The following is a 25,533-nucleotide window of genomic DNA, read 5'->3' as shown; positions in this document are numbered from 1 at the left end:
AATTACCCTATTTTACGGCTTTAAGACTCAGGTCGAGACTTTTAACTGAGTGTGTTAGCGCCCCTACCGAAATGTAATCAACCCCGCAATCGGCATAGTCACGAATGTTATCGATGGTGATCCCACCCGAAGCTTCAGTAATGAACCGTCCTTTGTTCAAGGCCACAGCCTGACGCAGGTTGTCGAAATCAAAATTATCTATCAATATACGGTTTACGTTTCCGGTTTGTAAAACCTGCTCCAGTTCATCAAGGTTACGCACCTCTATTTCAATGGCCAGTTTTTTTCCGTTATCAGCAAGGTATTGGTTGGCGCTTTCAATGGCCTGCCTTATTCCACCGGCATAATCCACATGGTTATCCTTAATCAGGATCATATCGTACAAACCAAACCTGTGGTTTACACCGCCGCCTATACGCACTGCCCATTTTTCGAGGTAACGCAAACCCGGAGTAGTTTTGCGGGTATCTAAAACTTTAGTGTTAGTCCCTTTCAGCAGGTCAACAATGTGCCGGGTTTTTGTAGCAATTCCTGACATGCGCTGCATACAATTCAGTACCAGGCGCTCGGCGGTTAAAATACTGCGCGAACTGCCTTCAACCTCAAAAGCTACATCGCCATATTTAACAGGGGTACCATCTTGTAAAAACACGTTAAGCTTAAGGTTTGGATCAACTACATGAAATATTTCGGCAGCCAGCTCAACACCGGCCAGTATTCCTTCATCCTTAACTAAAAGTTTTGCTTTGCCGGCAGCATCGGCAGGGATAGTTGCAAGCGAAGTATGATCGCCATCGCCAACATCCTCACTTAAAGCATTATTTATAAACTGATGTATTAGTTCCTTATCCAATTGTGTATTTTTTGAGTGTCAAAAGTAACAACAATTTTCAAATGCAGGGGTTTGATGGCGATGTATGATAAAATGAATTTGAAAATGTGCTGATTTGAAAATTTGATAATGCGAAAGCATATTCATTTTCAAATTAACCAATCTTCAAATGCAAGTTTTTATGACGGTGTATGATAAATGAATTTGAAAATGTGCTGATTTGAAAATTTGATAATGTCAAAGCATATTCATTTTCAAATTAACCAATCTTCAAATGCAAGTTTTTATGACGGTGTATGATAAATGAATTTGAAAATGTGCTGATTTGAAAATTTGATAATGTCAAAGCATATTCATTTTCAAATTAACCAATCTTCAAATGCAAGTTTTTATGACAATGTATGATAAATGAATTTGAAAATGTGCTGATTTGAAAATTTGATAATGCGAAAGCATATTCATTTTCAAATTAACCAATCTTCAAATGCAAGTTTTTATGACAATGTATGATAAATGAATTTGAAAATGTGCTGATTTGAAAATTTGATAATGTCAAAGCATATTCATTTTCAAATTAACCAATCTTCAAATGCAAGTTTTTATGACAGTGTATGATAAATGAATTTGAAAATGTGCTGATTTGAAAATTTGATAATGTCAAAACGTATTCATTTTCAAATTAACCAATCTTCAAATGCAAGTTTTTATGACAGTGTATGATAAATAAATTTGAAAATACGTTGATTGAAAAATTTGAGCATATAAAAACGTATTCATTTTCAAATTAACCAATCTTCAAATTTTCAAATTAAATTATTTCACCTTCTCATCCTCAATCTTCAACTCAACAACATTAGTACCTTTACCTGCGTCTTTAAGGGTGATGGCAACCCTAAATTCGCCTTTATCGGTATTTAAAATATAAACACCAAAATGGTAATTGCCTCCCGAGTTTACTTTATGGAGGAGTTTGATACCCTGAGGTTTGTTTTTGGCGAAAAACTTATCTAAAATAACTGCAGCCTGGGTTTGGGAGTAAACATTTTCATCTTCCATAATGGTTATCTCCACATTATTGGCAAACAGCTTTGAAAGCTCTTTAGTATTACCTGCTTTTAAAAGATTAGCCACGTTATCTATCGCATCGGCTGGAGAAGCATGCGGAAGCAACAGCAAAAAAATAAACGATGACAGGTATATTAATTTCATAATATAATAACGTACTAATAGGTGTTAAAGTTACAAATAGCTCCTAATTATTTAGTTGATTTGATGAAATATAAATGGCACTTAAATATATTGTATATTATATACTAACACCGAAGTTGCACTTTTATTTCGGGTTGCTAACCTAAATTAAAAAATTATAGTTAAAGTACCCCATTGCCTTTATATTTGCAATGTGGAAAACAAAAAGAAACTTGCATTAATAATACTTGATGGCTGGGGTTACGGCCGCAACGATCAATCAAACGCCATACTTGCCGCCAATACGCCTTTTGTTGATGGCATGCTTAAGCAATATCCAAATTCAAAACTTGAAGCTTCGGGAACAGCGGTAGGTTTACCTGCCGGGCAAATGGGCAATTCAGAAGTTGGTCACATGAACCTTGGCGCTGGTCGCGTGGTTTACCAGGAACTTGGCCGCATTCACAAAGCGGTTGATGACAATGAGCTGCCTGCCATCCCGGTATTGAAAGATGCCTTTGAATACGCCAAACAAAACAATAAAAATGTACACTTCATAGGTTTAGTATCTGACGGTGGTGTGCACTCGCATATCCGCCATGTAAAAGGCCTTTGCGATGCTGCTAAACAACTGGACGTTAATAACGTATATATCCATGCTTTTTTAGACGGACGCGATACCGACCCTAAATCAGGACTTGGCTTTATTACCGATCTTGAAGAGCATATTGCCGGTACCGGCGCTAAAATAGCCTCGGCAATAGGCAGGTATTATGCTATGGACCGCGATAACCGCTGGGAACGCGTTAAACTGGCTTATGACCTGTTGGTTAATGGCCTTGGCACACCAACACAAAATGTTACCGACCTCATCAAACACTCATACCTTGAGGATGTTACCGATGAGTTTGTAAAACCAATAGTTGCAGTTGATGGCGAAGGAAAACCGCTGGCGGTTATTAAAGACGGCGATGTGGTGATCTGCTTTAACTTCCGTACCGATAGGGGCCGCGAGATTAGTATCGCATTAACCCAAAAATCGTTCCCTGAGTACAACATGCATCCGCTGGATATCCGTTACATTACCATGACCCCATATGATGAAACGTTTAAGAATGTACAGGTTGTTTTCAACAAGGAAGATCTGACCAAAACCCTGGGTGAGATCCTGCAAAATGCCGGAAAATCACAGATCAGGATTGCCGAAACTGAGAAATACCCTCACGTAACCTTCTTCTTTTCGGGCGGCAGGGAAAAAGAGTTTGCTAACGAAAAAAGGTTATTAGTACCGTCCCCAAAGGTTGCTACTTACGATTTACAACCTGAGATGAGCGCTGCCGGCATCCGTGATGCGATTATTCCCGAGCTGGAAACCGGCTGGCCTGATTTTGTTTGTCTTAACTTTGCCAATACCGATATGGTTGGCCATACCGGTGTTTTCAGCGCCGTAGTAAAAGCAGCCGAGACTGCCGACAGCTGTACCAAAGCTGTTGTTGAAGCAGGTTTAGCCAATGGTTATTCATTCATCATCCTGGCCGACCACGGTAATGCTGACTATATGATCAACGAAGACGGATCGCCAAACACCGCACACACCACCAACCTGGTACCATGTATTGTGATTGACAAAGATGTTAAAGAAGTAAAGGACGGAAAACTGGGCGACGTGGCGCCAACCATATTAAGCATATTAGGTGTTGCCATCCCTCCCGAAATGACTGGAAATGTATTGGTGTAATCCAAAAAGCATAAGTAAAGCCGCCCTGATGGGCGGCTTTTTATTGTTAATAGCAAATTTGTTTTCGTGCCGGCCCGATAACAGGCAAAGCGGCGCAAAACTGGTTTACTTTGATTTGAAAGCTTTTTTCAGAACAGATTCGGCACGGCTTGCAAAACTAAACCCCGCTGTAACCAAAACGGTTACCCACAACGGCGTTACCGAAACCAAAACTGTGCATATAGGCAACTGGAGCCAGGAACTTAATTTGTTTATTCAATCGGACATTAACCGACCGGCCTGGAAAAACAGCTATACAGTTAGCACCAGCGATAGCGCCATTATTTACAAAGCGCGCACACCTGAGCTTAAAACCCGCCGCATCATCATCAAAAAAGCCGGCGATAAAGTTGAGTGGGTCCTGATCTACAACCACACCAAAAACCTGCTGTACGAAACCAACGAAAAACTAAGCTATTTCCCCGATTCGCTTTATCTCATCCAAAAAACGCAGCATGTGAAACTGATGGGCAGGAACGATTATAAAGTACAGGGAACTTTGCCGAAGAGGTAAAAGATATTGTTTTTTCAGGTTAGAAAAAGAGCAACCGCCAGCTTCTCCAAATTATATAGCTGCGCCGTATACCTACATTTTTTAGCCCCATAGCGTAAATAAAAACGATGTCATTTCGACAAACAAGCGCAGGTAATTGCGCGTCGGGGTGAGGAGAAATCTTATACGTCAGTCATGAATAGTTTGCTTTGCGTCACGTATAAGATTTCTCTTTCGCGCCGCCCAAAGGCCATCTCATGTTCTATCGAAATGACAAAAACAGATATTTAAAAAACTTTAGTGCTGCTTAACCAGCGTATTACTACCCGTAGTGGCCTGGATCAATTTTTCTTTCGACTGATCGATCAGCGCAGAAATATCCATACGGCTTGGGTTATCGGCAAGTACTTTTTCCAAATCGGCAATTGATGCTTTCAATGAATTGATACCCCTGGCTTTATCGTAAAAATGAGAAGTGTTTTGCAGCTTAAACATACCGTAATCGCGGTAAGCTATCCCCCTGTTTTGGTAGTATTTATTATCTCTCATATCGCTGTTGATAGAGATGGCCTTTGTAAGATCAACAATAGCACCCAGCAGGTATAACTCCTTATCTGCAGCCGAAGCCTGGTTATCCCTGCCAAGATAGCTTTTTGCCCTCGCCCTGTAATAATAAGCGGTAGCATCGGCCGGCTTTACAGCAATTACCTTGGTATATGCCAGTATTGATTTTTTGTAGTTATCGCTATGATAATAAGAATAGCCCAACATCCACATGGCATTGGCATTAGTTGAATCGGTTATGCACGCCTTTTCCAGGTGCGACACCGCCGAACGGAAATCGCCATCCATGAGTGCCTGCTGACCAAGCCGCACATACGCATTTTGCGCTATTGCCGACTCAAGCGAAGACATGATCAGAAGGGGCAGGATAACTGATAACTTCATTAAACGGATTACTGGTAAAACAAAAATGGTATTATATTAACTATCAATGCATCAAATTATTATGCCATATAACAGTTTTGTGAAAAAATATTTCACATGTGCATAAAATTGTGAACAGCGATACTATGACTTTTTTTCATCTTTACCAATAAAATCTTAATTATTTACAATACTTGCCATAAATTTGTAACAAACATATAACCAACACGTTAAATCAACGTATTATTTATTACCGGTTATTGGCACAACTTGGCACAGCTCTTGAACCATAGTAAGGTGCGATTTATAATCGCAATTTAACCTGTAATTGACGTAGATACTATTTTGCAGGCTGACAACATGGCGTTTTATTCTATAAAATATAATTAATGAACTTCGATCCGTTTGATTTTAAAAGTGCTTTACCGGTTATAAATGAGGATTCAGAATTTTTCCCGTTAATGTCATCGGAAGATGAGGAGGAGATGAATAATGAGGAGCTTCCCGATGTAATGCCTATTTTACCCTTACGCAATACAGTACTTTTTCCTGGTGTTGTGATCCCAATTACAGTTGGAAGGGACAAATCAATAAAACTAATTCGCGATGCCAATAAAGGCAGCCGCATGATTGGGGTAGTTTCGCAACAGGATGTGGGTATTGAAGACCCTACCTTTGATCAGCTTAATAAAGTTGGCACCATAGCACTCATTGTAAAAATGCTGCAAATGCCCGATGGTAATACAACCGTTATTATACAAGGCAAAAAACGTTTTTATTTAAAAGAAGAAGTACAAAGCGAGCCTTATATAAAAGCTACAGTTGAGCCTTTCCATGAAATAAAAGCTAAGGAAGACAAGGAGTTTAAAGCCATGGTATCGTCCATTAAGGATATGGCCATGAGTATTATCCAACTTTCGCCAAATATCCCGAGCGAAGCAGGCATAGCTATCCGCAATATCGAGAGCACTTCGTTCCTGATCAACTTCATATCATCAAACATGAATGCTGATATGACAGCCAAACAACATTTGCTCGAAATTGCCAATCTGCGCGAACGGGCCAACCTGGTGCTGGAGCACTTAACGCTCGACCTGCAAATGCTGGAACTGAAAAATCAAATCCAGACCAAAGTACGTGTCGATTTGGATAAGCAGCAAAGGGATTATTTCCTTAATCAGCAGCTTAAAACCATACAGGAAGAGCTTGGCGGTAACACACCTGATCTGGAAATTGAGAGCCTGCGCCAGCGCGCCGTTAAAAAGAAATGGGCTAAAGAAGTTAAAGACCATTTCACCAAAGAGCTTGAAAAGCTCGCCCGTACCAATCCTGCAGCCGCCGATTATTCTGTACAGATCAACTACCTTGAATTGCTGCTTGATTTGCCATGGAACGAATTCACAAAAGATAACTTCGACCTTAAGCGTGCACAAAGGATCCTTGATAAAGATCACTTTGGTTTGGATAAGGTAAAACAACGTATTATCGAATATCTGGCCGTGCTTAAATTGAAGCATGACATGAAAGCGCCTATTCTTTGTTTGGTAGGCCCCCCGGGAGTTGGTAAAACATCGTTGGGTAAATCAATAGCCAAAGCTTTGGGCCGTAAATATGTGCGCATGGCGTTGGGCGGTATTCGCGACGAGGCCGAGATCCGCGGTCACCGTAAAACATATATTGGTGCTATGCCGGGCCGCATTATCCAATCCATAAAAAAAGCAGGCGCTTCAAACCCGGTATTTATTTTGGATGAGATAGATAAAGTAGGTAACGATTTCAGGGGCGATCCATCATCTGCCCTGCTTGAGGTGCTCGATCCTGAACAAAACGGCACTTTTTCTGATCATTATGTGGAGATGGATTACGACCTGTCGAACGTAATGTTTATAGCTACCGCCAACTCTTTAAGCACCATTCAGCCGGCCCTGTTAGACAGGATGGAGATCATTGAGGTGAATGGTTACACCATTGAAGAAAAAATTGAGATAGCCAAACAACACCTTGTACCAAAACAGCGTGAGGCCCATGGCTTAAAAATAAAAGACGTAAGCCTTAAAGCCGATGTGCTTGAAAAGGTAATTGTGGATTATACCCGCGAATCGGGCGTGCGTTCACTGGAAAAAAAGATAGGTTCGGTTGTACGCGGCGTAGCTAAAAACATAGCTATGGAAGAGCCATACAACAGTGCTGTAAGCAAAAAAGATATTGAGAAAATATTAGGGGCACCTATTTTTGATAAAGACCTTTATGAAGGCAATGACGTAGCCGGCGTTGTAACAGGCCTGGCCTGGACTTCTGTTGGAGGCGACATCCTGTTCATTGAAGCGAGTTTAAGTCCCGGAAAAGGACGTTTAACGCTAACAGGTAGTCTTGGTGATGTGATGAAGGAATCAGTAACCATTGCCCTCGCCTATTTGCGTGCACATGCTGCTGATTTTGATATCAACCCCAAACTGTTTGATCAGTGGGATGTACACGTACACGTACCGGCCGGCGCTACCCCAAAAGACGGACCATCGGCAGGAGTCACCATGCTTACTGCATTGGTATCAGCATTTACACAGCGTAAAGTAAAACCTAATCTGGCTATGACAGGTGAGATCACACTCCGCGGCCGTGTATTACCTGTAGGCGGTATCAAAGAAAAGATCCTGGCAGCCAAACGTGCTAATATCAAAGAAATTATCCTGTGCAAATCAAACCAAAAGGATATCCTGGAAATCAAAGAAGATTATATAAAGGACCTTAATTTCCATTACGTTACCGATATGAGAGATGTAATAACGCTTGCTTTGCTTAACGAAAAGGTTAAAAAGCCCATTGACCTTACTGTTAAAGAAGACGATAAAGCGGCCGTTAATTAAGCGGCCTGCTTAACCAAACAAAAAAGGATTCATAGTACGCGTTGAATCCTTTTTTGTTTTAAAGGCTGTGCTTCTGATAGCCCACGATGTGAATACTTTCTTCTATAAAAAAATTGTCATTTCGATTGAGCAAGGGCGGGGCAGTGTGCCGGGGCGAAAGAGAAATCTTATACACCCCGTTTGGCGGTCATAAACGGCGTATAAGATTTCTCCTCACCCCCCCACGCATTTCTCAATTGGTTCGTCGAAATGACAATTCTTTTTTAAAACGCTCTGTTTCAAAAAGTGTATCCATCTCCTCTCTCAAAATGGATTTAAGAAAACTTGATCCCGGTTATACAATTTCAAGCACGTAATTTATAACTACTTTATTTGCATTGTCTTTTTTATATATTAGCACGCATATACTATACTAAACCCCAATGCCTAATAAACTATTTTTAACACTGGTATGCCTGCTAAGCGCTACCTGTTTATTTGCACAAACCCGCGGTCACGAATTTGGTATTCAGTCTGATAATGATTCATTCCTTGGTCAGGGATCTGACAGGTATTACACCAATGGTATTTTCTTTTATTACCGAAAAGCTTTAACAGTAAAACCAAACGAAAACGATCTTCAAAACAAAGTTTTAGGATTTGAATTGGGGCAAAAAATGTTTAACCCGCAATCGGGCTATGTTCGCGGCCCTTTTGATATCGACAGGCCATTTGCCGCATATACTTATTTAGGTTCTACACTTAACTTTCTTTATAAAAACGAAAGCAACCTCAAGCTTGGTGCCCAATTGGGTGTAGTAGGCCCTGCCGCAGGTGGCGAACCCGTTCAAAAGCTTATCCACAACACATTTGGTTTTTACCAGCTTAACGGCTGGCAATACCAGATCAAAAACGACGTAGAGCTAAACCTATCGGCCGAATATAATAAATTACTGGCCCGCGCTTCCTGGATCGACCTTAGTTTTAGTTCATACGCCAACCTGGGTAACGGCTTTACCGGCGCAGGTGCAGGTGGTTTTGTACGCATAGGCAACTTCAACCAGCTATTTAATTCTATCAGTACCCAAAGTACAGTATCAACCGGAGGCGAAGAAAAGTTATTGCATAAGCATGAGATCTTTTTCTATTACAAGCCTTTAGCCAATTTGGTTGGCTATGATGCCACCATACAAGGTAGCCTGTTCCGCAAACATGACGATCCTAATAGCCTGGAGGTTGTGTCGGAGAAGAAACCATTTATATTTAGTCAGCAGGTGGGCGTAGCTTTTACCACCAGCCGCTTTGCATTTGATATAGCTGCAATATTCCATACCAAAGATGCCAAGGAGATGATCCGCTCGCACCAATGGGGATCAATTACCGGGTTTTACAGGTTTAAGTAATGTTGTAATTTGAAAATGTGTTGATTTGAAAATGTGAAGATGGACCTGCTATTTTTCACAGAATCGGTGGCTCAATTAAGCTTACATAGGCACTTTTCATTTTCAAATTTTCAAATTAGCGCATTTTCAAATTAACTACTCCCTAAACCCAACTTTCCTGTTCTCTTTCTTCGCCGATTGCATTTTCTTATTATCCAGCCGTGCAGCTTTGGCGGCTTTGCTTACTTTGGTTGGCTTACGCACTTTGGGCTTTTGAAGGGCCTTTGTTAACAGTGATATTAGCCTTTCAATCGCTTTTTCCTTATTGAGATACTGACTCCGTTCTTCGTCACATATTACCTGTACGTAGCCATCTTTATTAAGCCTGTTTTGCAGTTTTTCAGTTAGCAGTTGCTTTTCTTCATCAGTAAATAATACAGACGAAGCTATTGAAAACAACAGTTCAACCTTGCTCGAAACCTTGTTTACGTTTTGACCGCCCTTTCCGCCGCTTCTTGATGCTTTATAGGTAGTTTCCTTTTGGAGATCGGCTTTTGTAAAATTCATCCTCAAAAATAAGCCTAATTGAGTTCCCTCTGTCGGGGCATTTACTAATAATTTGCTATTTTAGCAGTTCTATGAACAACAACATCGTAGTAGCCATTGATGGTTATTCTTCGTGCGGAAAAAGCACCCTGGCAAAAGCCTTAGCAAAAGAGCTTCATTTTATTTATGTAGATAGCGGCGCTATGTACCGCGCCGTAACCTTATATTTTTTAAGACATAACATTGATCTTGAAAACCATGCCCAGATAGCCGAGGCCTTGCATAATATCCATCTTAACTTCCATACGCAAAACCATAAAACCTTTATCACTTTAAATGAAGAGGATGTGTCTGATGAGATCCGCCAAATGCATGTGGCCGAAAAAGTTAGTTCGGTAGCAGCCATTAAAGAAGTGCGTGTGGCAATGGTAAGACAGCAACAGCGATTAGGCCGTTCAAAAAACATCATTATGGATGGCAGGGATATCGGTACAGTGGTGTTCCCGGACGCACAGGTAAAGCTGTTTATGACTGCCGATCCGAAGATTCGCGCCGAACGCCGCTATAAGGAGTTGTTGCCAACTAACCCTAACATTACATTAGAAGAAGTTTTTGATAACCTGGCCCACCGCGATTACCAGGATACCACCCGCGAAGAAAGCCCGCTTACCCGTGCCGAAGATGCCATTATATTAGATAACACCGACCTGAGCCAGGACGAACAACTCATGTTTGCCATAAGCCATATCGAACCGTTTATTGCGGAGTAGCGGGAACCATGATTTTCAGGATTAGAGGATTTCCTGATACTGCAAAAATGTATCAGGAAATCTTTTAATCAAGCAAATCAGGGTTTTAAAATATATCAGCGAAATCAACGCAATCAAAACCATCAACGGTCAAACTTCTCTGCCTTAACCCCAAACCGGTTCAAAAAATCCACCCCCTCATCACTTGCCAGGCCTTTATATTCTGCATACGATTTATCGTAGTAAACCTGGGTTATCCCTGCCGAATAAATGAGCCTTGCACAAGGTAAGCACGGTGATAGTGTTGTATAAAGCGTAGCCCCTTCAAGCCTTGCACCGTTTTTTACGGCGTATAGTATCGCGTTTTCTTCGGCATGTAGTGCCAATGAGCAACTCCCTTTCGAATCGCGTGCGCAACCTGTTTCAGGCCATTCTACATCACAATTGTGCGTACCTGCCGGCGGACCATTATAGCCAATAGAGATGATCCTGGTATCACGCGTTAAAACCGCTCCCACATGGGCCTTAACACAGTGCGACCGCTCGGCCAGATCTGTGGCCAGGTTCATAAAAATCTGATCGAAGCTGGGTTTCATAGTTTAATTCATTATGTCATTAAACGTCATTGGGTCATTACTTCATTTAAAATGACTTAATGACCCAATGATTAATGAGCGTTAAATATTAATGTCCGCCTTTAACTTCAACGTGGTCAAGGTCGATGCCCTGGCTACGGAGTTCGCGGCTTACTTTCCATGCAAAATAAGCAAGGTACGCGAAGCCGATTACCGGTACAATATACGAAAAGTGAATACCGCTCACGCCCGGGATAACACCGGTTGCCCCATCGGCAATTTTACCTTGCAGCGGCGGAATGATTGAGCCACCCAAAATCATCATGATCAGGAATGCCGAGCCCTGGCTGGTATATTTACCTAAACCCGTAATTGCCAATGAAAAGATAGATGGCCACATGATAGAGCAGCATAAACCACCACTAATGAAAGCGAAGGTTGCAACCTTACCTGTAGTAAATAAACCAGCAAGCATAAATGCTACACCCAATAAACCAAGTACCGATAAAGTACGGGTTGGTTTTTGCTGCCCGATAAAGAAAGCCACAACCAGGATAGCTACACAAACTGCATAAGCATACAGGTTACTTACATTAACGCCTGTGGCAGCATTCACCAGCAATACAATTCCAAAAGCAAGGAAAGGGATCAATACATATAATATGTATTTAACTGATTTTGAAAGGTTGAATGCATCTATCGAACCGGCAAAACGGCCAATCATCAAACTACCCCAGTATAAGGAAATATAAGGTGCAATATCAGACTCGGCGAAAGAACCAAATTCAGGCGTTTTTAATAAAGCGCCCATATTACTTTGAATCGTTACCTCGGTGCCTACATAAGTAAATATGGCCAGCATACCTAATATCAACTGAGGGTACTGCATAGCTCCCCAGCCTTCTTTGTTCTTTTTGGCGGCGAAAATAGTACCTATCAGCGTAAAAATGATTATAGCCAATGAAGCATATACAAAATACTGACTTGGCACGCCGGTAGCCTTACTGATAGGATCGGCAGCGAGTATTAAACAGAACGCAACAAACATTACCAGCAATGGTGTATTTGCTTTTGAACTCGACTCGATCTTTTCATCGCTGGTAACCTTTGGCAGGTTCGAGACCCAGAAGAATAAAGCGACAGCAATAAATAAGCCGGCCAACAAATAATACAGGTTATTAATTGATGATATTTTAACATCAGCAGCTGCTGTTTTAGCGGTTGCCGAACCAAATAATACTACGCCTACTACAACCGGGCCTAATAATGCACCAATGTTATTGATACTGCCTGCAAAATTCAAACGGTTTGAACCTGTCTCTGGCGGGCCTAACGCAACAACAAATGGGTTTGCTGCTGTTTGTTGCAATGAAAATCCAACTGCTATAATAAAGAATACAGCCAGGATAAAACCAAACGCGCCGGAGGCTACAGCAGGGATCATCCCTAAAGCCCCAACGGCCGAAATAACAAGACCTAAAATAATACCGTTTTTATAACCTAACTTATTCATGATATCAACCTTGCTGGCTTGTGAAGCAAAGTAAAGTATCAGTGAACCAATGAAATATCCACCATAAAAGGTAAAGTCAATTAATTGGGATTCGAACTGGGTAAGGTGAAAGTGCTCTTTACAGAAAGGTATGAAAATACCGTTAGAGGCTGCTAAAAAGCCCCAAAAGAAAAACACGGTAATCAGCGTATACAGGGCTGTACCGTAGTTCTTAGCATTGTTTTGTTCCATTTTAAAGTAGGTTGTACTAATTTGATTTTTGAATCTCTAAACATAATTCAATTTTGGTAAAACTCTCGTCTCTTTTTTAAATAAATTAAATCACAATTTTAACTTTCGTTGTTTATAAGATAAAATTGCATATTCGCAATGTTCAAAAAAGAACAAAGCTTAACTTAATGATAAAAGCCATTGTTTCGGGTATCGGGTTTGGATTAGTACTTACGTTTATTACCGGCCCGGTTTTTTTTGCGCTCATTAAAACCAGTATCGAAAAAGGTTTTCATGCCGGTGTTTCGCTTGCCCTTGGCGTGGTTTGCAGCGACGTGGTTTTTGTAGGCGCAATCCTGTTCGGCTCGCAATATATCGATGTATCTGACCACACCAAAGTTATAGCAGGTGTTGTGGGCAGTGCCATATTATTCGCGCTTGGCTTGTACTACATGTTCAAGAAAAGCGAGATCAACTACGAAAATAAAGTACCCTCAAGTGCCGACCGCTTTGGTTACGTACTTAAGGGTTTCCTGATGTGTATATTTAACCCTACCCTCCTCTTCCACTGGACAGTGGTAATCGGTGCAGCCAGTACAACATTCCTGGTAGGTACGCCGCACCGGTCGTTTCATATAGCCGTTATGTTTTTAACCATACTGATCATCCAGTTTGGTATGGATACCCTCAAAGCATTCTACGCCAATAAACTGAGGGCACGTATTTCGGTTAAATTTATTCATCGTTTAAATGAGGTTGCAGGGATTGCGCTTATTATCGCTTCATTAGTGTTGATTGATAAGCTGGTTACTCATTTTGTATTTGCCGCTCCGGCAGGATCGTAAGGTTTTTATTCATGCTGAGGAAAGAGGCATCTTCTTCAGCCGGTATAGCAGCTTTCAAATCGAAGAAAATCTTTTGCTATCGCTCAGGAAAACAAAAACATCTATCGCTTCGGCCATTTTACTTGCTAAAAATATCTTTAAGTTCTTCACGATTACTAAAAGGCTTAAATCCAAGATTTTTTATATTATTTGCTACAATGCTTTCTTTTAAGTCTTTATAATTAGCGTGATAATATTCTGAGAGTTTAGCAATTTTTCTATTATCGACCATTAAATACAAATATTCGTAGGTTTTTACTTTTGATGGCAGATCGGATGTATTAAATCCTGTTATCTCCCCCATCGGATAAACGTTAATACCACCCAATCCTAAATAACGTTTTACACAAACCCTATCACTCGTAATTTCTACACTGATAATTTTTGCTCTGAACTCGCCAAATAAAAACCCGATAAATACAAAAACGAAAAATGCACACATTATAAAAAACAACAAAATTGGGGTAGTTGGCTTTACTGCATATTCAAAGAAAAATCCAACCAATAAAAAAGCGCCGAATGTGCAACCAACGGCAGTTAAATAAGCGGTATATCTAAATTTAGATTTCATTTCTGTATAGAAATATCCACGTAATATTAAACAAAAAAGGCGATGAAAAAATCATCGCCTTATATATTATCATTCCCCCTTCAGGGGGTTAGGGGGTTTTACATGTAAGCTCTTTGGTTTTTACCTTCCATCCAGTTGACAAAGGCGCGGTTAACAACCTTATTACCACCCGGAGTTGGATAATCGCCGCTGAAATACCAGTCGCCAAGGTTATCAGGACAAGCTATGTGCAGGTTATCTAAAGTTTGATAAATTACCTGTACCTCGCAGTTAACATTTTTAGGGGTAATGATCTGAGCGATACGATCAGAGATCTGCTGATCGGTGAACATAGCATAAATCTCTTTAACATAGTTCACAACCTGCTCTTTCGGTAATTTCTGGCTGTCTTTACATTTTTGGTAAACATCCAGGATCACATCTTCCCTATCCATCTCTTTCAACAGGCTGATCGCTGCCTCAAAGGCAACAAACTCACCCATACGCGACATATCAATACCGTAGCAGTCAGGATAACGGATCTGCGGAGCAGATGAAACTACAACAACCTTTTTAGGGCCAAGCCTGTCCAAAATTTTCAGGATACTTTGTTTCAATGTAGTACCACGAACAATTGAGTCGTCCAATACCACTAAGGTATCAGTGCCTTTTTTAATCAATCCGTAAGTAGTATCATATACGTGGGCCACCATTTCGCTACGGTCGGCATCCTGCGTAATGAACGTGCGGAGCTTAACGTCTTTAATGGCGATCTTTTCAACACGCGGCGCAACCTGAAGTATTTCGGCAACCTTCTCTTCGGTAATATCGGTTCCAAGTTTCACTAATTCCTCGTGCTGATATTTCTTCACGTACTTATGCATACCTTCAACCATGCCGTAAAAAGCAACTTCGGCAGTGTTAGGAATGTACGAGAAAACAGTGTTTTTGATATCGTGATCAACAAAATCCAATATTTGCGGACAAAGCAGGCGACCTAATTGTTTACGCTCACGGTAAATGGCCGCATCGCTTCCGCGTGAAAAGTAAATCCGCTCGAACGAGCAAGCTTTTCTTTCCTGCGGCTCGCTAAACATATCTTCGGTTATCTTACCATTCTTTTTAACGATCAAAGCATGACCCGGGCGAATTTCCCTGATCTGTTCCATCGGTATGTTAAAGGCAGTTTGGATAGCAGGACGCTCAGAAGCAGCAACAACGATCTCGTCATTATAATAATAATAAGCTGGGCGAATGCCAGCAGGGTCGCGCATTACAAAAGCGTCACCATGACCGAGGATGCCGGCAATGGTATAACCACCATCCCAGTTTTTGGCAGATTTACGCAGGATCTTGGCAACATCCATATCATTAGCTATAAGCTTACTGATTTCCCTGTTATCGTCCAATCCTTCGCGTTTGTACTGATCAAACAAACCCTGGTTTTCGGTATCAATAAAGTGCCCTATTTTCTCGAGCACGGTAACCGTATCGGCTTTTTCTTTCGGATGCTGGCCCAAAGCATATAGTTGTTGCAGTAACTCATCAACATTGGTCATGTTAAAATTACCTGCAATAACCAGGTTACGGGTCATCCAGTTATTTTGCCTTAAAAAAGGGTGGCAGCTTTCAATGCTGTTTTTGCCATGGGTACCATAACGCAGGTGCCCTAACAAAACCTCGCCGGTAAAACTAACGTGTTCTTTAAGCCATTCGGCATCGGCCAGCTTTTCGGGAGTTTCTTTCTGAATTTCCGCAAATTTCTTTTGGATGTATTCAAAAATATCAGCAACAGCATTTGAAGCCATTGAGCGGTGACGGCTGATGTACCTTTTGCCCGGTTCGATATCCAGTTTAATGGTAGCAACACCTGCGCCATCCTGGCCGCGGTTGTGCTGTTTTTCCATTAAAAGGTAAAGTTTGTTCAGGCCGTACAGTGCAGTTCCGTACTTTTTCTGATAATAAGATAGTGGCTTTAGTAAGCGGATAAATGCCACACCGCATTCATGTTTAATCTGATCGCTCATGATTCGGAATGAGGCTGCAAAGGTATCATTTTTAAATTAACTATGCCTACATCCAATTGTCATTAATTAGTAGTTTGTTTTTTGTTCTGCCGATTGGGTAAATAGCCAATTAAATGCAAGGTAATTACACTGAAAACCAACTATTCAGCCAATCAATTCAACAACTAATAACTTAATTTTTAAACCCAACCATCCGGTGTAACTTAACCGGATCATAGATCCTGCCTTGTTTTATTACTACTGATACTTTCCTGATATTGCTGATATTCTTGAGTGGATCGCCATCGATAATCACAAGATCGGCTTGCTTGCCCACTTCAATTGAACCCGTTATTTTATCAAGGCTCATCACGGCAGCAGGTGTTATCGTTGCTGTTTTGATAGCCTGTGCAGGAGTGAGACCAGCTTCCACATAAAGCTCCAACTCCCTGTCAAGGCTATAACCGGGGAAACCCATATCTGTCCCCGCAACAATGGTAACTCCGGCATCATACAATACCTTAACCGTTTTCTTCATACTTTCATACAAGGGCTTAACCTTAGCCGCCTGTGCAGGTTCTTCGCCCATATTTTTAAACAAGGCCTGAAGCGGCAGTGGCAGGTTATAATAGTTAGGTTCAAGTTTGGTTATATCGTCCTTAACATTGCGCAGGGCCAGCTCAAAAACACCAACCGTAGGGTCAATAACCACGTTATGGTCTTTTATAAACTTAACGGCTGCTATACTTACAGAATCATCAAAAATAACAGACCTGTCCTTATCCCGTTTCATGATGGAATACACGTACTGTACATGGTTAACCATATTCATCCCCGAATCCACGCCCTGTTGCAGGCGCATCCCGTTGGGGATATGGCCTGTTACAGTTAAACCCAACCGGTGCGCCTCGTCACAAATAACTTTAACTATGGCGGGCTTTACCGAGCTGTAGATCTTGATTTGTTGAAAGCCGTTTTCTTTATAACGGTCAACCGCCTTAATTGCCTCTTCCTTTGTATCGGCCTGGATTATACCCAATGCATACGGCCCTTTGCCGTCAATGATACCGGCTTTAATAATATTAGGGCCAACGCCTTTACCTCCATCAATTGCCGCTTTTATAGCATTGATATAACCAAATTCATTGCCACAATCGCGCACAGTGGTTACCCCCGCTGCAAGATAGGCCGGTCCCCACTCGGCTTGTTCAAAGTGTGCGTGCATATCCCACAGGCCGGGTAAAATAGATTTTCCCTTAGCATCAATCATCTTAGCTCCCGCCGGTATTTTAACCTCGCCAACTTTGCCTGTTTGTTTGATAATGCCATTTTCTATCAACACAACAGCGTCTGGCGTACTCGTACCTGTATTTACATCAACCAGGTTCCCGCCGGTAACAGCTATTAGCTTATCAACTTTACCCGTTGGCGCAGTTGCTTTGGCAAACAGCTCCATACCATAAGTTGCGGCCTTGCTAATGAGTTGCGGCAATAACGCTTCATAAGGCACGCGCATCATTTCCAGTTTATCGCCTTCGGCATCATTTGTGATCAGGCAAATAAGCTTCCCTCCATTATCCGTCCAAACCAGCTCATTACCCCAAACCAGTCCGCTTATGGTAAGCCGGTTTAAAGTAAGCGGCTTGCCATTGAAAGTAAGCTGATCAGTGCCTGATCTTTTGATCTGTACAGCCCCAAACGGCAGGGTATGGATACTTTCGGGCTGTTTGTGCTTATTCCAGTATTGAATGAGCACCTGTTGCACAGTACCCGGAGAATAGCCAGCTACCGGAAAGCTGAGTGGCAGTACTTTTTGTGTATACGACGAATCATTAACCCTGATTGACGCTTCCCCTCCGCGAATGGTTATTTTATCGTCAATGGTCGAAAATCTTGAGGTATTGCCTTTTATGGTCAGTTCTAATGGCTCAACTGCGGGGTTTACTTTTAGTTCGGCAGTAAGGGGCACCGCCGAACCTCGATCAACAAATTTGAAATCAATGTTATAATGAACAGCATCTTTATACTTGTGCACATAGTACGTCTCCTTGCCGATATGCTGTTCAAATTTATGCAGGAAGAAAGTTCCGCTATCAACAGGTAAGTCGGTTTGAGCCCGGGCATTGGTTATCAAGGCCGAAACAGCGGCAAATAATAATAAATGTCTTTTCATAAGGTCAGTAATGTTAATGTAAGATAGCAGTTTGTTTGGGATGTTACAAAATCACCTATGAGATTTTGGCTAAAGCCCTACGTGGCCTGCCTTTGACCATCGGTTAAAACCGACGGCAATGAATCTTTACCGGTCGAAGTTTAGCGATAGCGTGACTTTTCGCCGTTGTTGGTATTCGGAAGATTTTTTAATTCCCTCCTTGGGGAGGGGTGAGGTGGGATGTGCATTGGCTGGGAGGGGTTATGCGTCATTAAAGCAGATAAGTCTGCTGGCGAAACCCCTCCCTACACTTTCCCAGGGAAGGGAATCGCACAATCCCCTGCTTTTTAAATCTCCCCAACACCTATGATGGCAACACCAACAACGTGAAGTTAAACTGAAAGATTAACTGATTTTGGATCGAAGTTACGCTCTCGTTAAACTTCGACCAGTGCACTACCGTAAATACAAAAAACCTTGTCCTATATACCTAAACGTAATATTAATCCTCGCCCCTTGTATCCTGCCTGTTTTGGGCACCTGGTGAAGCCAGTGATGTTGTGTTTCCCCCTGCATGATTAGCAGATCGCCATTATTGAGGTTGATAGAAACTTTGGCATTTTTTTGCTGCTTATGTTTAAACTGAAAAATTCGCGAAGCACCGAATGATACTGAGGCAATAACCGGATTGCCTCCAAGCTCGGTTTCATCATCGCTGTGCCAGCCCATGCTGTCGTTGCCATTGCGATAATAATTGATCAAAGCAGTATTGAACCGGTGCCCGCATTGCTGCTCTGCCGCCTGCTTAATGCCGCCAAGCAGCGGACTAAACTTAACCGGAACGTTCACTACTCCGGAGTACACGTACACTTCATCGCTTTCGCCATACCAGGCCGTAAGCCGGGGGAAATTTATTTCCTTACCATAGATCTTCATTTTATCCTGCTTCCAGGGCACTTCATTCACCAATTGCTCAAATACATCTTGTTTAAAAAAGTGCGGGTATAATAACACCTCGCCATCAAAAGGCAACAAGTTTTTCGACCCGCCAAACAAGTTAAGTTGATCGTTATTGAATAGATCCATACCCAAATATCTGCAATATCACGATAAAAACACCACTCCCGGATTATTCTCAAAATGATAAAAGCTATCATTTTGATAGCTTTTACTCAAAATGAGAAAATCATTCTCATTTTGATAAGCAACTGTAAAACAAACATCTAAATAAAAATAAATTCCACTGGCACGCTTATTGGCCATGCGGGTTCATAGTACAAATACAATTTAAAATGACATTGTTTATCGCCGCAGCGGCAAAAGTTATAAAATGGACCATAAATTCCATTTCCGCAGCAGGTATCACTTCTTCTTTTTCCCCTAACAATTTATACAATTCATGAATTCGCACGTCAAGCAACTCACTTTTGCAGGTTTAATCGTTACCCTCGGCATTATTTTTGGCGATATCGGTACGTCTCCCCTTTACGTTTTTCAAACTTTACTGGTTGAAGGTGGTAAAGTAAACCCAGCGCTGGTATTAGGTTCCATTTCCTGTATCTTTTGGACATTAACCCTCCAAACCACTTTCAAATACATTGTTATTACACTGCAGGCCGATAACAAAGGCGAAGGCGGCATTTTTTCGCTCTACGCACTGGTTAGGCGCTATGGCAAATGGTTGGCCATTCCTGCAATTATAGGTGCAGGCACTCTATTGGCCGATGGTATCATTACGCCGCCCATTTCCGTAACCTCTGCCATTGAAGGCTTAAATTTAGTACCGGCATTTTCAACGGTGATAGTGCCCGGTAATAACCTCATCCTCATTATTGTAATTACCATTATTTTATTGCTGTTCTTTTTTCAGCAGTTTGGCACCAAGGTGGTTGGCTCGGCATTCGGACCGGTGATGTTGATGTGGTTTATCATGTTAGGCATATTGGGCACTATGCAGGTTGCACACTTTCCATCCATTTTTAAAGCCCTTAACCCATACTATGGAGCCCGCTTACTGATGGATCATCCTAAAGGTTTCTGGCTGCTGGGCGCGGTGTTTTTGTGTACAACAGGCGCCGAAGCTTTATACTCTGATTTGGGCCACTGCGGCAGGCGTAATATCCAGGTAAGCTGGATCTTTGTAAAAACAACCCTGATATTAAACTATCTCGGGCAGGGTGCATGGGTGCTGTCACAAGCGCCTGGCAAAGATTTTACCGGTGTTAACCCTTTCTTTGAAATTGTGCCCCATGCTTTCTTACTACCGGCAGTTGCATTGGCCACAATGGCTACCATTATTGCCAGCCAGGCATTGATCAGCGGTTCTTTTACGCTCATCAGCGAGGCGGTAAGCATGAACTTCTGGCCGCGGATTACCATTAAATATCCGTCAAACATCCGCGGACAAATCTATATCCCGAGCATTAACTGGATGCTATGCATTGGCTGTATCCTGGTGTCGTTGTATTTCCGTACCTCAAGCGCTATGACTGCTGCTTACGGCTTTAGTATTACTATTGCCATGCTCAGTACCACCATTTTAATGTATTACTTTATGCGTTATGTAAAGCATTGGCCGGTATGGCTGGTTACCATTATCCTATGCGTATTTGTAACTGTGGAGTTCTCCTTTTTTGTAGCTAACGCAGTTAAAATATTAAAACGTTTATTCTTTGTAGGATTTGAAGTTGGATTGATCTTTACCATGTACACCTGGTTTAAGGCACGTAAAATAAATAACCGTTTCCTTAATTTTACCGATATCAAAGAAAAGCTTCCGTTGCTGAATGCACTGAGTAACGATACAACAGTAAATAAATATGCAACCCATCTTATTTATTTAACCAAGGCCAATAACAGTAAACAAATAGAAGAGAAGATCATTTACTCTATCATGAGCCGCAGGCCAAAACGAGCCGACACTTATTGGTTTGTACATATTGAACGTACAGATGAGCCTTACACCATGGAATACAGTGTTGACCAGATTGAGCCGGGCAAAGTTATCCGCGTGGAGTTCCGTTTGGGCTTCAGGATCCAGCCGCGGGTAAACGTATTGTTCCGCAAAGTGGTTGAGGACATGGTTGAGCGTGGAGAGATTGATATCACCAGCAATTATCCATCATTAAAACAATATAAAATGGCTGCCGATTTCAGGTTTGTAATCATGGAAAAATTCCTGTCATACAATAACCTGTTCAGTGTATCCGAAGGTTTTATCCTGAACAGTTATTTTGCCATCAAAAAATTGGCCCAGTCTGAAGCTAAAGCTTTTGGCTTAGACACCAGCGAAACACGCGTTGAAAAGATCCCACTGGTAGTAAAGCCGGTTAATAACATCCATATCAAACGGGTGGACGACCCGGTAAACAATTTGGTTGCCGAGTTTGCTGATTAAAGTAATCCACCCAACGTCGCTACGCGTGTTGCCCCTCTTTGCTTTGCAAAGAGGGGTTTATTTTTTTAATTTAACTTAAAACCATGTCGAGTAACCACCAGAAAGCCCCCTGGAAAAAATCGTAATGACGTGCAAAATATATTTTAGGGATATTGTGCGGAGGCCGCGTTGGGGATTGCAGTGTAAAGCCCACAGCGTGTGTAGGGAGTGAGGACAGGAAAGGCGAGGACTTGTAACGGAAAGCCAGGGCCGCAGGCAACGCCCATGTTATAAAATCGATTTTAAAAATATATTTAATAATAAACAACTTACAATCACGTCATTATAAGGTACAAGGCAATTGCACGGAGGCATAGCCGCTCTGTATAGTATGCGATTGCCACGCTGCGCTCGCAATGACATTTCTTTTATACCCCATCACTTTTTTTGGCGCAAGTCTTGAGTAGAGGCTTTTGCCGGGCTGACTTGTGACTCCGCAGCCCAAGTTATCCAACGCTTATTCCATCCCACAAAACTTGAGCTAAGACAATAAAGTATTTTGTTCTTAAAACAAAAAATCCGGCCTTTTGGGCCGGAAGTTTCTTAGGTTAATTGATTGGTTTGAAAGTATTGTTATAATTTTTCGCCGTGCTGGCTAAGGTCAAGGCCTTGCTCTTCTTCTTCGGCCGATACCCTTAATGGCGAGATCATGTCGGTGATCTTCAACAGCAGTAACGAACCGAAGAACGCGAATATAGATACGCAGATTAATGCCACCAATTGTACAATAAACAAGTGGGTTTCGCCGAAGAACAAACCGTTACCGGTTGTATTGTTAGCATTTACGTGCTGGCTGGCAAACACACCGGTTAAAAGCATCCCCACCATACCGCCAACGCCGTGGCAAGGGAACACATCCAGCGTATCATCAATTGAAGTGCGGGTACGCCATTCAACAACCAGGTTACTTACCACTGCCGATATGATACCAATAGCCAGCGAGTGCGGCACCGATACGAAGCCTGCAGCGGGCGTAATAGCCACCAAACCTACAACAGCACCGATACAGGTACCCATTGCAGATGGTTTACGGCCAAGCAGCATATCAAAAAAGATCCAGGTAACACCCGCAGCTGCAGAAGCTGTTGTACTGGTAGCCAAAGCAGTAACAGCCAAAGGATTAGCACCAAAAGCAGAGCCGGCATTGAAACCGAACCAGCCAAACCATAGCAAACCGGTACCTATCATCACATAAGTGATACGTGCAGGTGCATGGTTAGCCTCGTTACGACGTTTTAAATATAAGGCAGAAGCCAATGCAGCCCATCCGGCAGACATATGCACTACCGTACCACCGGCAAAATCAAGCACACCAAATTTGGCTAATATACCATCAGGATGCCAGGTGCAATGCGCCAGCGGTGAGAATATGAATATCGAGAACAGTACCAGGAATATGATATACGAGTTAAATCGGATCCGCTCGGCAAATGCACCGGTGATAAGTGCCGGGGTAATAATGGCAAACTTTAACTGGTACATAGCAAATAACAATAGCGGAATAGTTGGAGCAGCCTTCCAGGTTGCATTACCCAGCATGCCTTTCATCATAAAATAAGTTGACGGATTACCGATAAGCCCGTGGAAACTATCGCCAAAAGCTAAGCTGAAACCGAAAATACCCCACATTACCGTAATGATCACCATACAAACAATACTTTGCAGCATGGTTGAGATTACGTTCTTTTTGTTAACCATACCACCGTAAAAAAATGCAAGACCAGGGGTCATGATCAAAACCAGCGCCGTCGACATCAACATCCAGGCAATATCACCAGTATTAAAATTGGGATGACCGGAATCCTTAAAATCAACCGACGGAAAGATGAAAGTAAGGGAAAGTATAACTAAGATCAGGAAAAAAGGGAAATACCTCTTCATGTATGCAGAAAAAATATGTTTTAAATCGGCATGAAAGTTAGTGTTTTTTCTAAAAACAAAAGAAACTAATTCACTTTTGTTAAAAAAAACAGCAACTAAAGATATTTCAGGATAGAATTTGGGAAAATCCCTAATAAAACAAGCAGAAAACTAATAACAATAGCTAAAACAAGCAAATTATATGACCTTTCACTGGCAACTTCAGCATTTTCTGTTCTTTTCAGAAATAAATACAAAGGAATTTTAAGGTAATAAAATAACGATACAACAGTGGTTAAAGCGCCGGTTATCATCAAAGCCAGCAGCCAAATGCTGTGAGTTTGCTCATATGCGCTATAAACGGCCGAAAAGACAAACAATTTACCGGTAAAACCGGCGGTTACCGGAATCCCGGTAAGAGAAATGAGGATAATCACAAAACAAACCGAAGCCGCGGGGTATTTTAAACCCAAACCTTTATAGTTTTCTACATCTTCGGCATCAACCACGTTATTAAAGTACGATGCAAGTGCCAAAGCACCGATATTTGCCAAAGCATACACCGCAAGATAGTAGGTAAGCGACGATAAACCCTGTACATTAAAGGTAACTACGGCCATTAAAGCAAAACCGGTATGGCCAATACTTGAATAAGCCAGCATTCTTTTCACATTGCTTTGCAAAACAGCTGCAAAATTGCCGGCTATCATCGTAATAATACCGATGGCCGATAAAACCATCCCAAAATCAACTCCCTTCCAGTCTACCGAAAAAAGGAACAGGGGCATTACATTTACTAATAATGCAAATGCAGCTATTTTAGGTACAGTTGAAAGGTATGCAGTAACGGGTGTGGGCGCGCCCTGGTAAACATCCGGCACCCAAAAATGCATAGGTATAAATGATAGCTTAAAGCCTATGCCTATCAGCACCAGCATTAAGGCAAAGGATACACTTACCGGGTTCACATTTGGCAGCTGTGCTACGATATTCAACAGATCGAGCGAGCCGCTAAAACCATACAGTAACGAAATACCATATAACATAACAGCCGACGATGCCGCGCCAAACAGTACGTACTTTAAACCAGCCTCGGTGCTTAAAGCAGTTTCTGAGCGATAAGCCACCATCAGGTATGATGCTACGGATACCATTTCGATGGCAAGGTAAACCGACAACAAATTAATAGCCATGGCCATTAAATGTAATCCTAAAACAGACGCAATAGATATAGTGTAGAGATCAGATACTCCCTTAGGGTGGGCTTTCAGCTTATCATCCCAGGTAAAATTCAACAACAGGACAAATGAGAGTATATCGATAATGATCTTAAAGAATACTGCCGAGCGCCTGAGCAGCAGCATACTACCGAAAATAACGTGGTCGCCATCAAGGATCAGGGCCACCTGCTGCAGATCTTTAAACAGCACAAGCAGCAAGCCGGTGCAGGCTATTATTTTACAAAGCTTTACAGATCTGCGCCCAAATATCAGGTCGGTTATCAGTACTACCAAAAACAGCGCGGTTAAATAAATTTCGGGCATGAAATAGGGTATGCTGCCAAAAACATTGGTTAACTGAGCTGATATATGGGGGAGCAGATCGTGCAT

General features: G+C 41.9%; 19 protein-coding genes. 7 read left to right on the top strand and 12 right to left on the bottom strand.

The features are described from left to right. Nucleotides 1-7 precede the first annotated feature (7 nt). Together nadC and ACEN9X_RS17915 are read right to left on the bottom strand one after the other, a co-directional pair. On the bottom strand, nucleotides 8-853 hold the full coding sequence (gene nadC / locus ACEN9X_RS17920) for a carboxylating nicotinate-nucleotide diphosphorylase (RefSeq protein ID WP_413666416.1): 846 nt from the start codon (nucleotides 851-853) through the stop codon (nucleotides 8-10). Nucleotides 854-1,645: 792 nt separating this feature from the next. Further along, nucleotides 1,646-2,041: a DUF4783 domain-containing protein gene (locus ACEN9X_RS17915; RefSeq protein ID WP_413666415.1), complete on the bottom strand. Its 396-nt coding sequence runs from the start codon at nucleotides 2,039-2,041 to the stop codon at nucleotides 1,646-1,648. A gap of 193 nt (nucleotides 2,042-2,234) precedes the next feature. Here ACEN9X_RS17915 and gpmI point away from each other — a divergent pair, with 193 nt between their 5' ends. Both gpmI and ACEN9X_RS17905 read left to right on the top strand, forming a co-directional pair. Further along, nucleotides 2,235-3,758, top strand: coding sequence for a 2,3-bisphosphoglycerate-independent phosphoglycerate mutase (gene gpmI, locus ACEN9X_RS17910; protein WP_413666414.1), 1,524 nt, complete (start codon nucleotides 2,235-2,237; stop codon nucleotides 3,756-3,758). Next, complete coding sequence (locus ACEN9X_RS17905; protein ID WP_413666413.1) at nucleotides 3,745-4,311, top strand: hypothetical protein; 567 nt, start codon at nucleotides 3,745-3,747, stop codon at nucleotides 4,309-4,311. Before gpmI ends, ACEN9X_RS17905 begins: the two co-directional genes overlap by 14 nt. Before the next feature lie 276 nt (nucleotides 4,312-4,587). On the opposite strand, the gene ACEN9X_RS17900 is transcribed toward ACEN9X_RS17905, so the two are convergent. Then, the gene (locus ACEN9X_RS17900) at nucleotides 4,588-5,238 is read right to left on the bottom strand and encodes a tetratricopeptide repeat protein (RefSeq protein ID WP_091222075.1); all 651 of its coding nucleotides are present in this window, start codon (nucleotides 5,236-5,238) and stop codon (nucleotides 4,588-4,590) included. 368 nt (nucleotides 5,239-5,606) lie between these two features. On the opposite strand from ACEN9X_RS17900, the gene lon reads away from it, so the two are divergent. Together lon and ACEN9X_RS17890 are read left to right on the top strand one after the other, a co-directional pair. Next, nucleotides 5,607-8,081: an endopeptidase La gene (gene lon, locus ACEN9X_RS17895; protein ID WP_413666412.1), complete on the top strand. Its 2,475-nt coding sequence runs from the start codon at nucleotides 5,607-5,609 to the stop codon at nucleotides 8,079-8,081. A gap of 422 nt (nucleotides 8,082-8,503) precedes the next feature. Then, nucleotides 8,504-9,463, top strand: coding sequence for a lipid A deacylase LpxR family protein (locus ACEN9X_RS17890; protein ID WP_413666411.1), 960 nt, complete (start codon nucleotides 8,504-8,506; stop codon nucleotides 9,461-9,463). A gap of 135 nt (nucleotides 9,464-9,598) precedes the next feature. On the opposite strand, the gene arfB is transcribed toward ACEN9X_RS17890, so the two are convergent. Then, nucleotides 9,599-10,009 (bottom strand): alternative ribosome rescue aminoacyl-tRNA hydrolase ArfB, encoded by a 411-nt coding sequence (gene arfB, locus ACEN9X_RS17885; RefSeq protein ID WP_413666410.1) that lies wholly within the window; start codon nucleotides 10,007-10,009, stop codon nucleotides 9,599-9,601. 71 nt (nucleotides 10,010-10,080) lie between these two features. Between arfB and cmk the strand changes: the two genes are divergently transcribed. After that, a complete protein-coding gene (gene cmk / locus ACEN9X_RS17880) occupies nucleotides 10,081-10,758 on the top strand; it encodes a (d)CMP kinase (protein WP_091222059.1) in 678 nt (225 codons plus the stop codon). A 122-nt stretch (nucleotides 10,759-10,880) separates the two neighbouring features. On the opposite strand, the gene ACEN9X_RS17875 is transcribed toward cmk, so the two are convergent. Beyond that, nucleotides 10,881-11,333, bottom strand: coding sequence for a deoxycytidylate deaminase (locus ACEN9X_RS17875; protein WP_413666409.1), 453 nt, complete (start codon nucleotides 11,331-11,333; stop codon nucleotides 10,881-10,883). 88 nt (nucleotides 11,334-11,421) lie between these two features. After that, entirely contained in the window at nucleotides 11,422-13,056 is a 1,635-nt protein-coding gene (locus ACEN9X_RS17870; RefSeq protein WP_413666408.1) for an MFS transporter, read from the bottom strand. A 167-nt stretch (nucleotides 13,057-13,223) separates the two neighbouring features. Between ACEN9X_RS17870 and ACEN9X_RS17865 the strand changes: the two genes are divergently transcribed. Then, nucleotides 13,224-13,880 carry a LysE family translocator gene (locus ACEN9X_RS17865; RefSeq protein WP_110587194.1) on the top strand — a complete coding sequence of 219 codons (657 nt, stop codon included), beginning with the start codon at nucleotides 13,224-13,226 and terminating at the stop codon, nucleotides 13,878-13,880. Nucleotides 13,881-13,998: 118 nt separating this feature from the next. On the opposite strand, the gene ACEN9X_RS17860 is transcribed toward ACEN9X_RS17865, so the two are convergent. From ACEN9X_RS17860 to ACEN9X_RS17845, 4 genes are all read right to left on the bottom strand, one after another. Further along, nucleotides 13,999-14,490 carry a hypothetical protein gene (locus ACEN9X_RS17860; protein WP_413666407.1) on the bottom strand — a complete coding sequence of 164 codons (492 nt, stop codon included), beginning with the start codon at nucleotides 14,488-14,490 and terminating at the stop codon, nucleotides 13,999-14,001. A 98-nt stretch (nucleotides 14,491-14,588) separates the two neighbouring features. Further along, a complete protein-coding gene (locus ACEN9X_RS17855; protein WP_413666406.1) occupies nucleotides 14,589-16,496 on the bottom strand; it encodes an amidophosphoribosyltransferase in 1,908 nt (635 codons plus the stop codon). Between the two features lie 172 nt (nucleotides 16,497-16,668). Then, on the bottom strand, nucleotides 16,669-18,648 hold the full coding sequence (locus ACEN9X_RS17850) for an amidohydrolase family protein (protein ID WP_413666405.1): 1,980 nt from the start codon (nucleotides 18,646-18,648) through the stop codon (nucleotides 16,669-16,671). 435 nt (nucleotides 18,649-19,083) lie between these two features. Further along, a complete protein-coding gene (locus tag ACEN9X_RS17845) occupies nucleotides 19,084-19,713 on the bottom strand; it encodes an alpha-ketoglutarate-dependent dioxygenase AlkB family protein (RefSeq protein ID WP_413666404.1) in 630 nt (209 codons plus the stop codon). Nucleotides 19,714-20,026: 313 nt separating this feature from the next. Here ACEN9X_RS17845 and ACEN9X_RS17840 point away from each other — a divergent pair, with 313 nt between their 5' ends. Continuing rightward, nucleotides 20,027-22,024 carry a KUP/HAK/KT family potassium transporter gene (locus tag ACEN9X_RS17840; protein WP_413666403.1) on the top strand — a complete coding sequence of 666 codons (1,998 nt, stop codon included), beginning with the start codon at nucleotides 20,027-20,029 and terminating at the stop codon, nucleotides 22,022-22,024. A gap of 612 nt (nucleotides 22,025-22,636) precedes the next feature. Here ACEN9X_RS17840 and ACEN9X_RS17835 read toward each other — a convergent pair. Beyond that, the gene (locus ACEN9X_RS17835) at nucleotides 22,637-23,944 is read right to left on the bottom strand and encodes an ammonium transporter (protein ID WP_413666402.1); all 1,308 of its coding nucleotides are present in this window, start codon (nucleotides 23,942-23,944) and stop codon (nucleotides 22,637-22,639) included. Nucleotides 23,945-24,039: 95 nt separating this feature from the next. Further along, nucleotides 24,040-25,533, bottom strand: coding sequence for an NADH-quinone oxidoreductase subunit N (locus ACEN9X_RS17830; RefSeq protein ID WP_413666401.1), 1,494 nt, complete (start codon nucleotides 25,531-25,533; stop codon nucleotides 24,040-24,042).

Source organism: Mucilaginibacter sp. Mucisp86 (genome assembly GCF_047324315.1).
Classification (GTDB): domain Bacteria; phylum Bacteroidota; class Bacteroidia; order Sphingobacteriales; family Sphingobacteriaceae; genus Mucilaginibacter.
This window is presented reverse-complemented; position numbering and strand designations above follow the sequence as displayed.

Bases quoted from the DNA above. Each gene is read 5' to 3' on its own strand.
- ACEN9X_RS17915 (WP_413666415.1), bottom strand. From the start codon at position 2,041: ATGAAATTAATATACCTGTCATCGTTTATTTTTTTGCTGTTGCTTCCG.
- ACEN9X_RS17905 (WP_413666413.1), top strand. From the start codon at position 3,745: ATGTATTGGTGTAATCCAAAAAGCATAAGTAAAGCCGCCCTGATGGGC.
- ACEN9X_RS17900 (WP_091222075.1), bottom strand. From the start codon at position 5,238: ATGAAGTTATCAGTTATCCTGCCCCTTCTGATCATGTCTTCGCTTGAG.
- lon (WP_413666412.1), top strand. From the start codon at position 5,607: ATGAACTTCGATCCGTTTGATTTTAAAAGTGCTTTACCGGTTATAAAT.
- ACEN9X_RS17890 (WP_413666411.1), top strand. From the start codon at position 8,504: ATGCCTAATAAACTATTTTTAACACTGGTATGCCTGCTAAGCGCTACC.
- arfB (WP_413666410.1), bottom strand. From the start codon at position 10,009: ATGAATTTTACAAAAGCCGATCTCCAAAAGGAAACTACCTATAAAGCA.
- cmk (WP_091222059.1), top strand. From the start codon at position 10,081: ATGAACAACAACATCGTAGTAGCCATTGATGGTTATTCTTCGTGCGGA.
- ACEN9X_RS17875 (WP_413666409.1), bottom strand. From the start codon at position 11,333: ATGAAACCCAGCTTCGATCAGATTTTTATGAACCTGGCCACAGATCTG.
- ACEN9X_RS17870 (WP_413666408.1), bottom strand. From the start codon at position 13,056: ATGGAACAAAACAATGCTAAGAACTACGGTACAGCCCTGTATACGCTG.
- ACEN9X_RS17865 (WP_110587194.1), top strand. From the start codon at position 13,224: ATGATAAAAGCCATTGTTTCGGGTATCGGGTTTGGATTAGTACTTACG.
- ACEN9X_RS17860 (WP_413666407.1), bottom strand. From the start codon at position 14,490: ATGAAATCTAAATTTAGATATACCGCTTATTTAACTGCCGTTGGTTGC.
- ACEN9X_RS17855 (WP_413666406.1), bottom strand. From the start codon at position 16,496: ATGAGCGATCAGATTAAACATGAATGCGGTGTGGCATTTATCCGCTTA.
- ACEN9X_RS17850 (WP_413666405.1), bottom strand. From the start codon at position 18,648: ATGAAAAGACATTTATTATTATTTGCCGCTGTTTCGGCCTTGATAACC.
- ACEN9X_RS17845 (WP_413666404.1), bottom strand. From the start codon at position 19,713: ATGGATCTATTCAATAACGATCAACTTAACTTGTTTGGCGGGTCGAAA.
- ACEN9X_RS17840 (WP_413666403.1), top strand. From the start codon at position 20,027: ATGAATTCGCACGTCAAGCAACTCACTTTTGCAGGTTTAATCGTTACC.
- ACEN9X_RS17835 (WP_413666402.1), bottom strand. From the start codon at position 23,944: ATGAAGAGGTATTTCCCTTTTTTCCTGATCTTAGTTATACTTTCCCTT.
- ACEN9X_RS17830 (WP_413666401.1), bottom strand. From the start codon at position 25,533: ATGCACGATCTGCTCCCCCATATATCAGCTCAGTTAACCAATGTTTTT.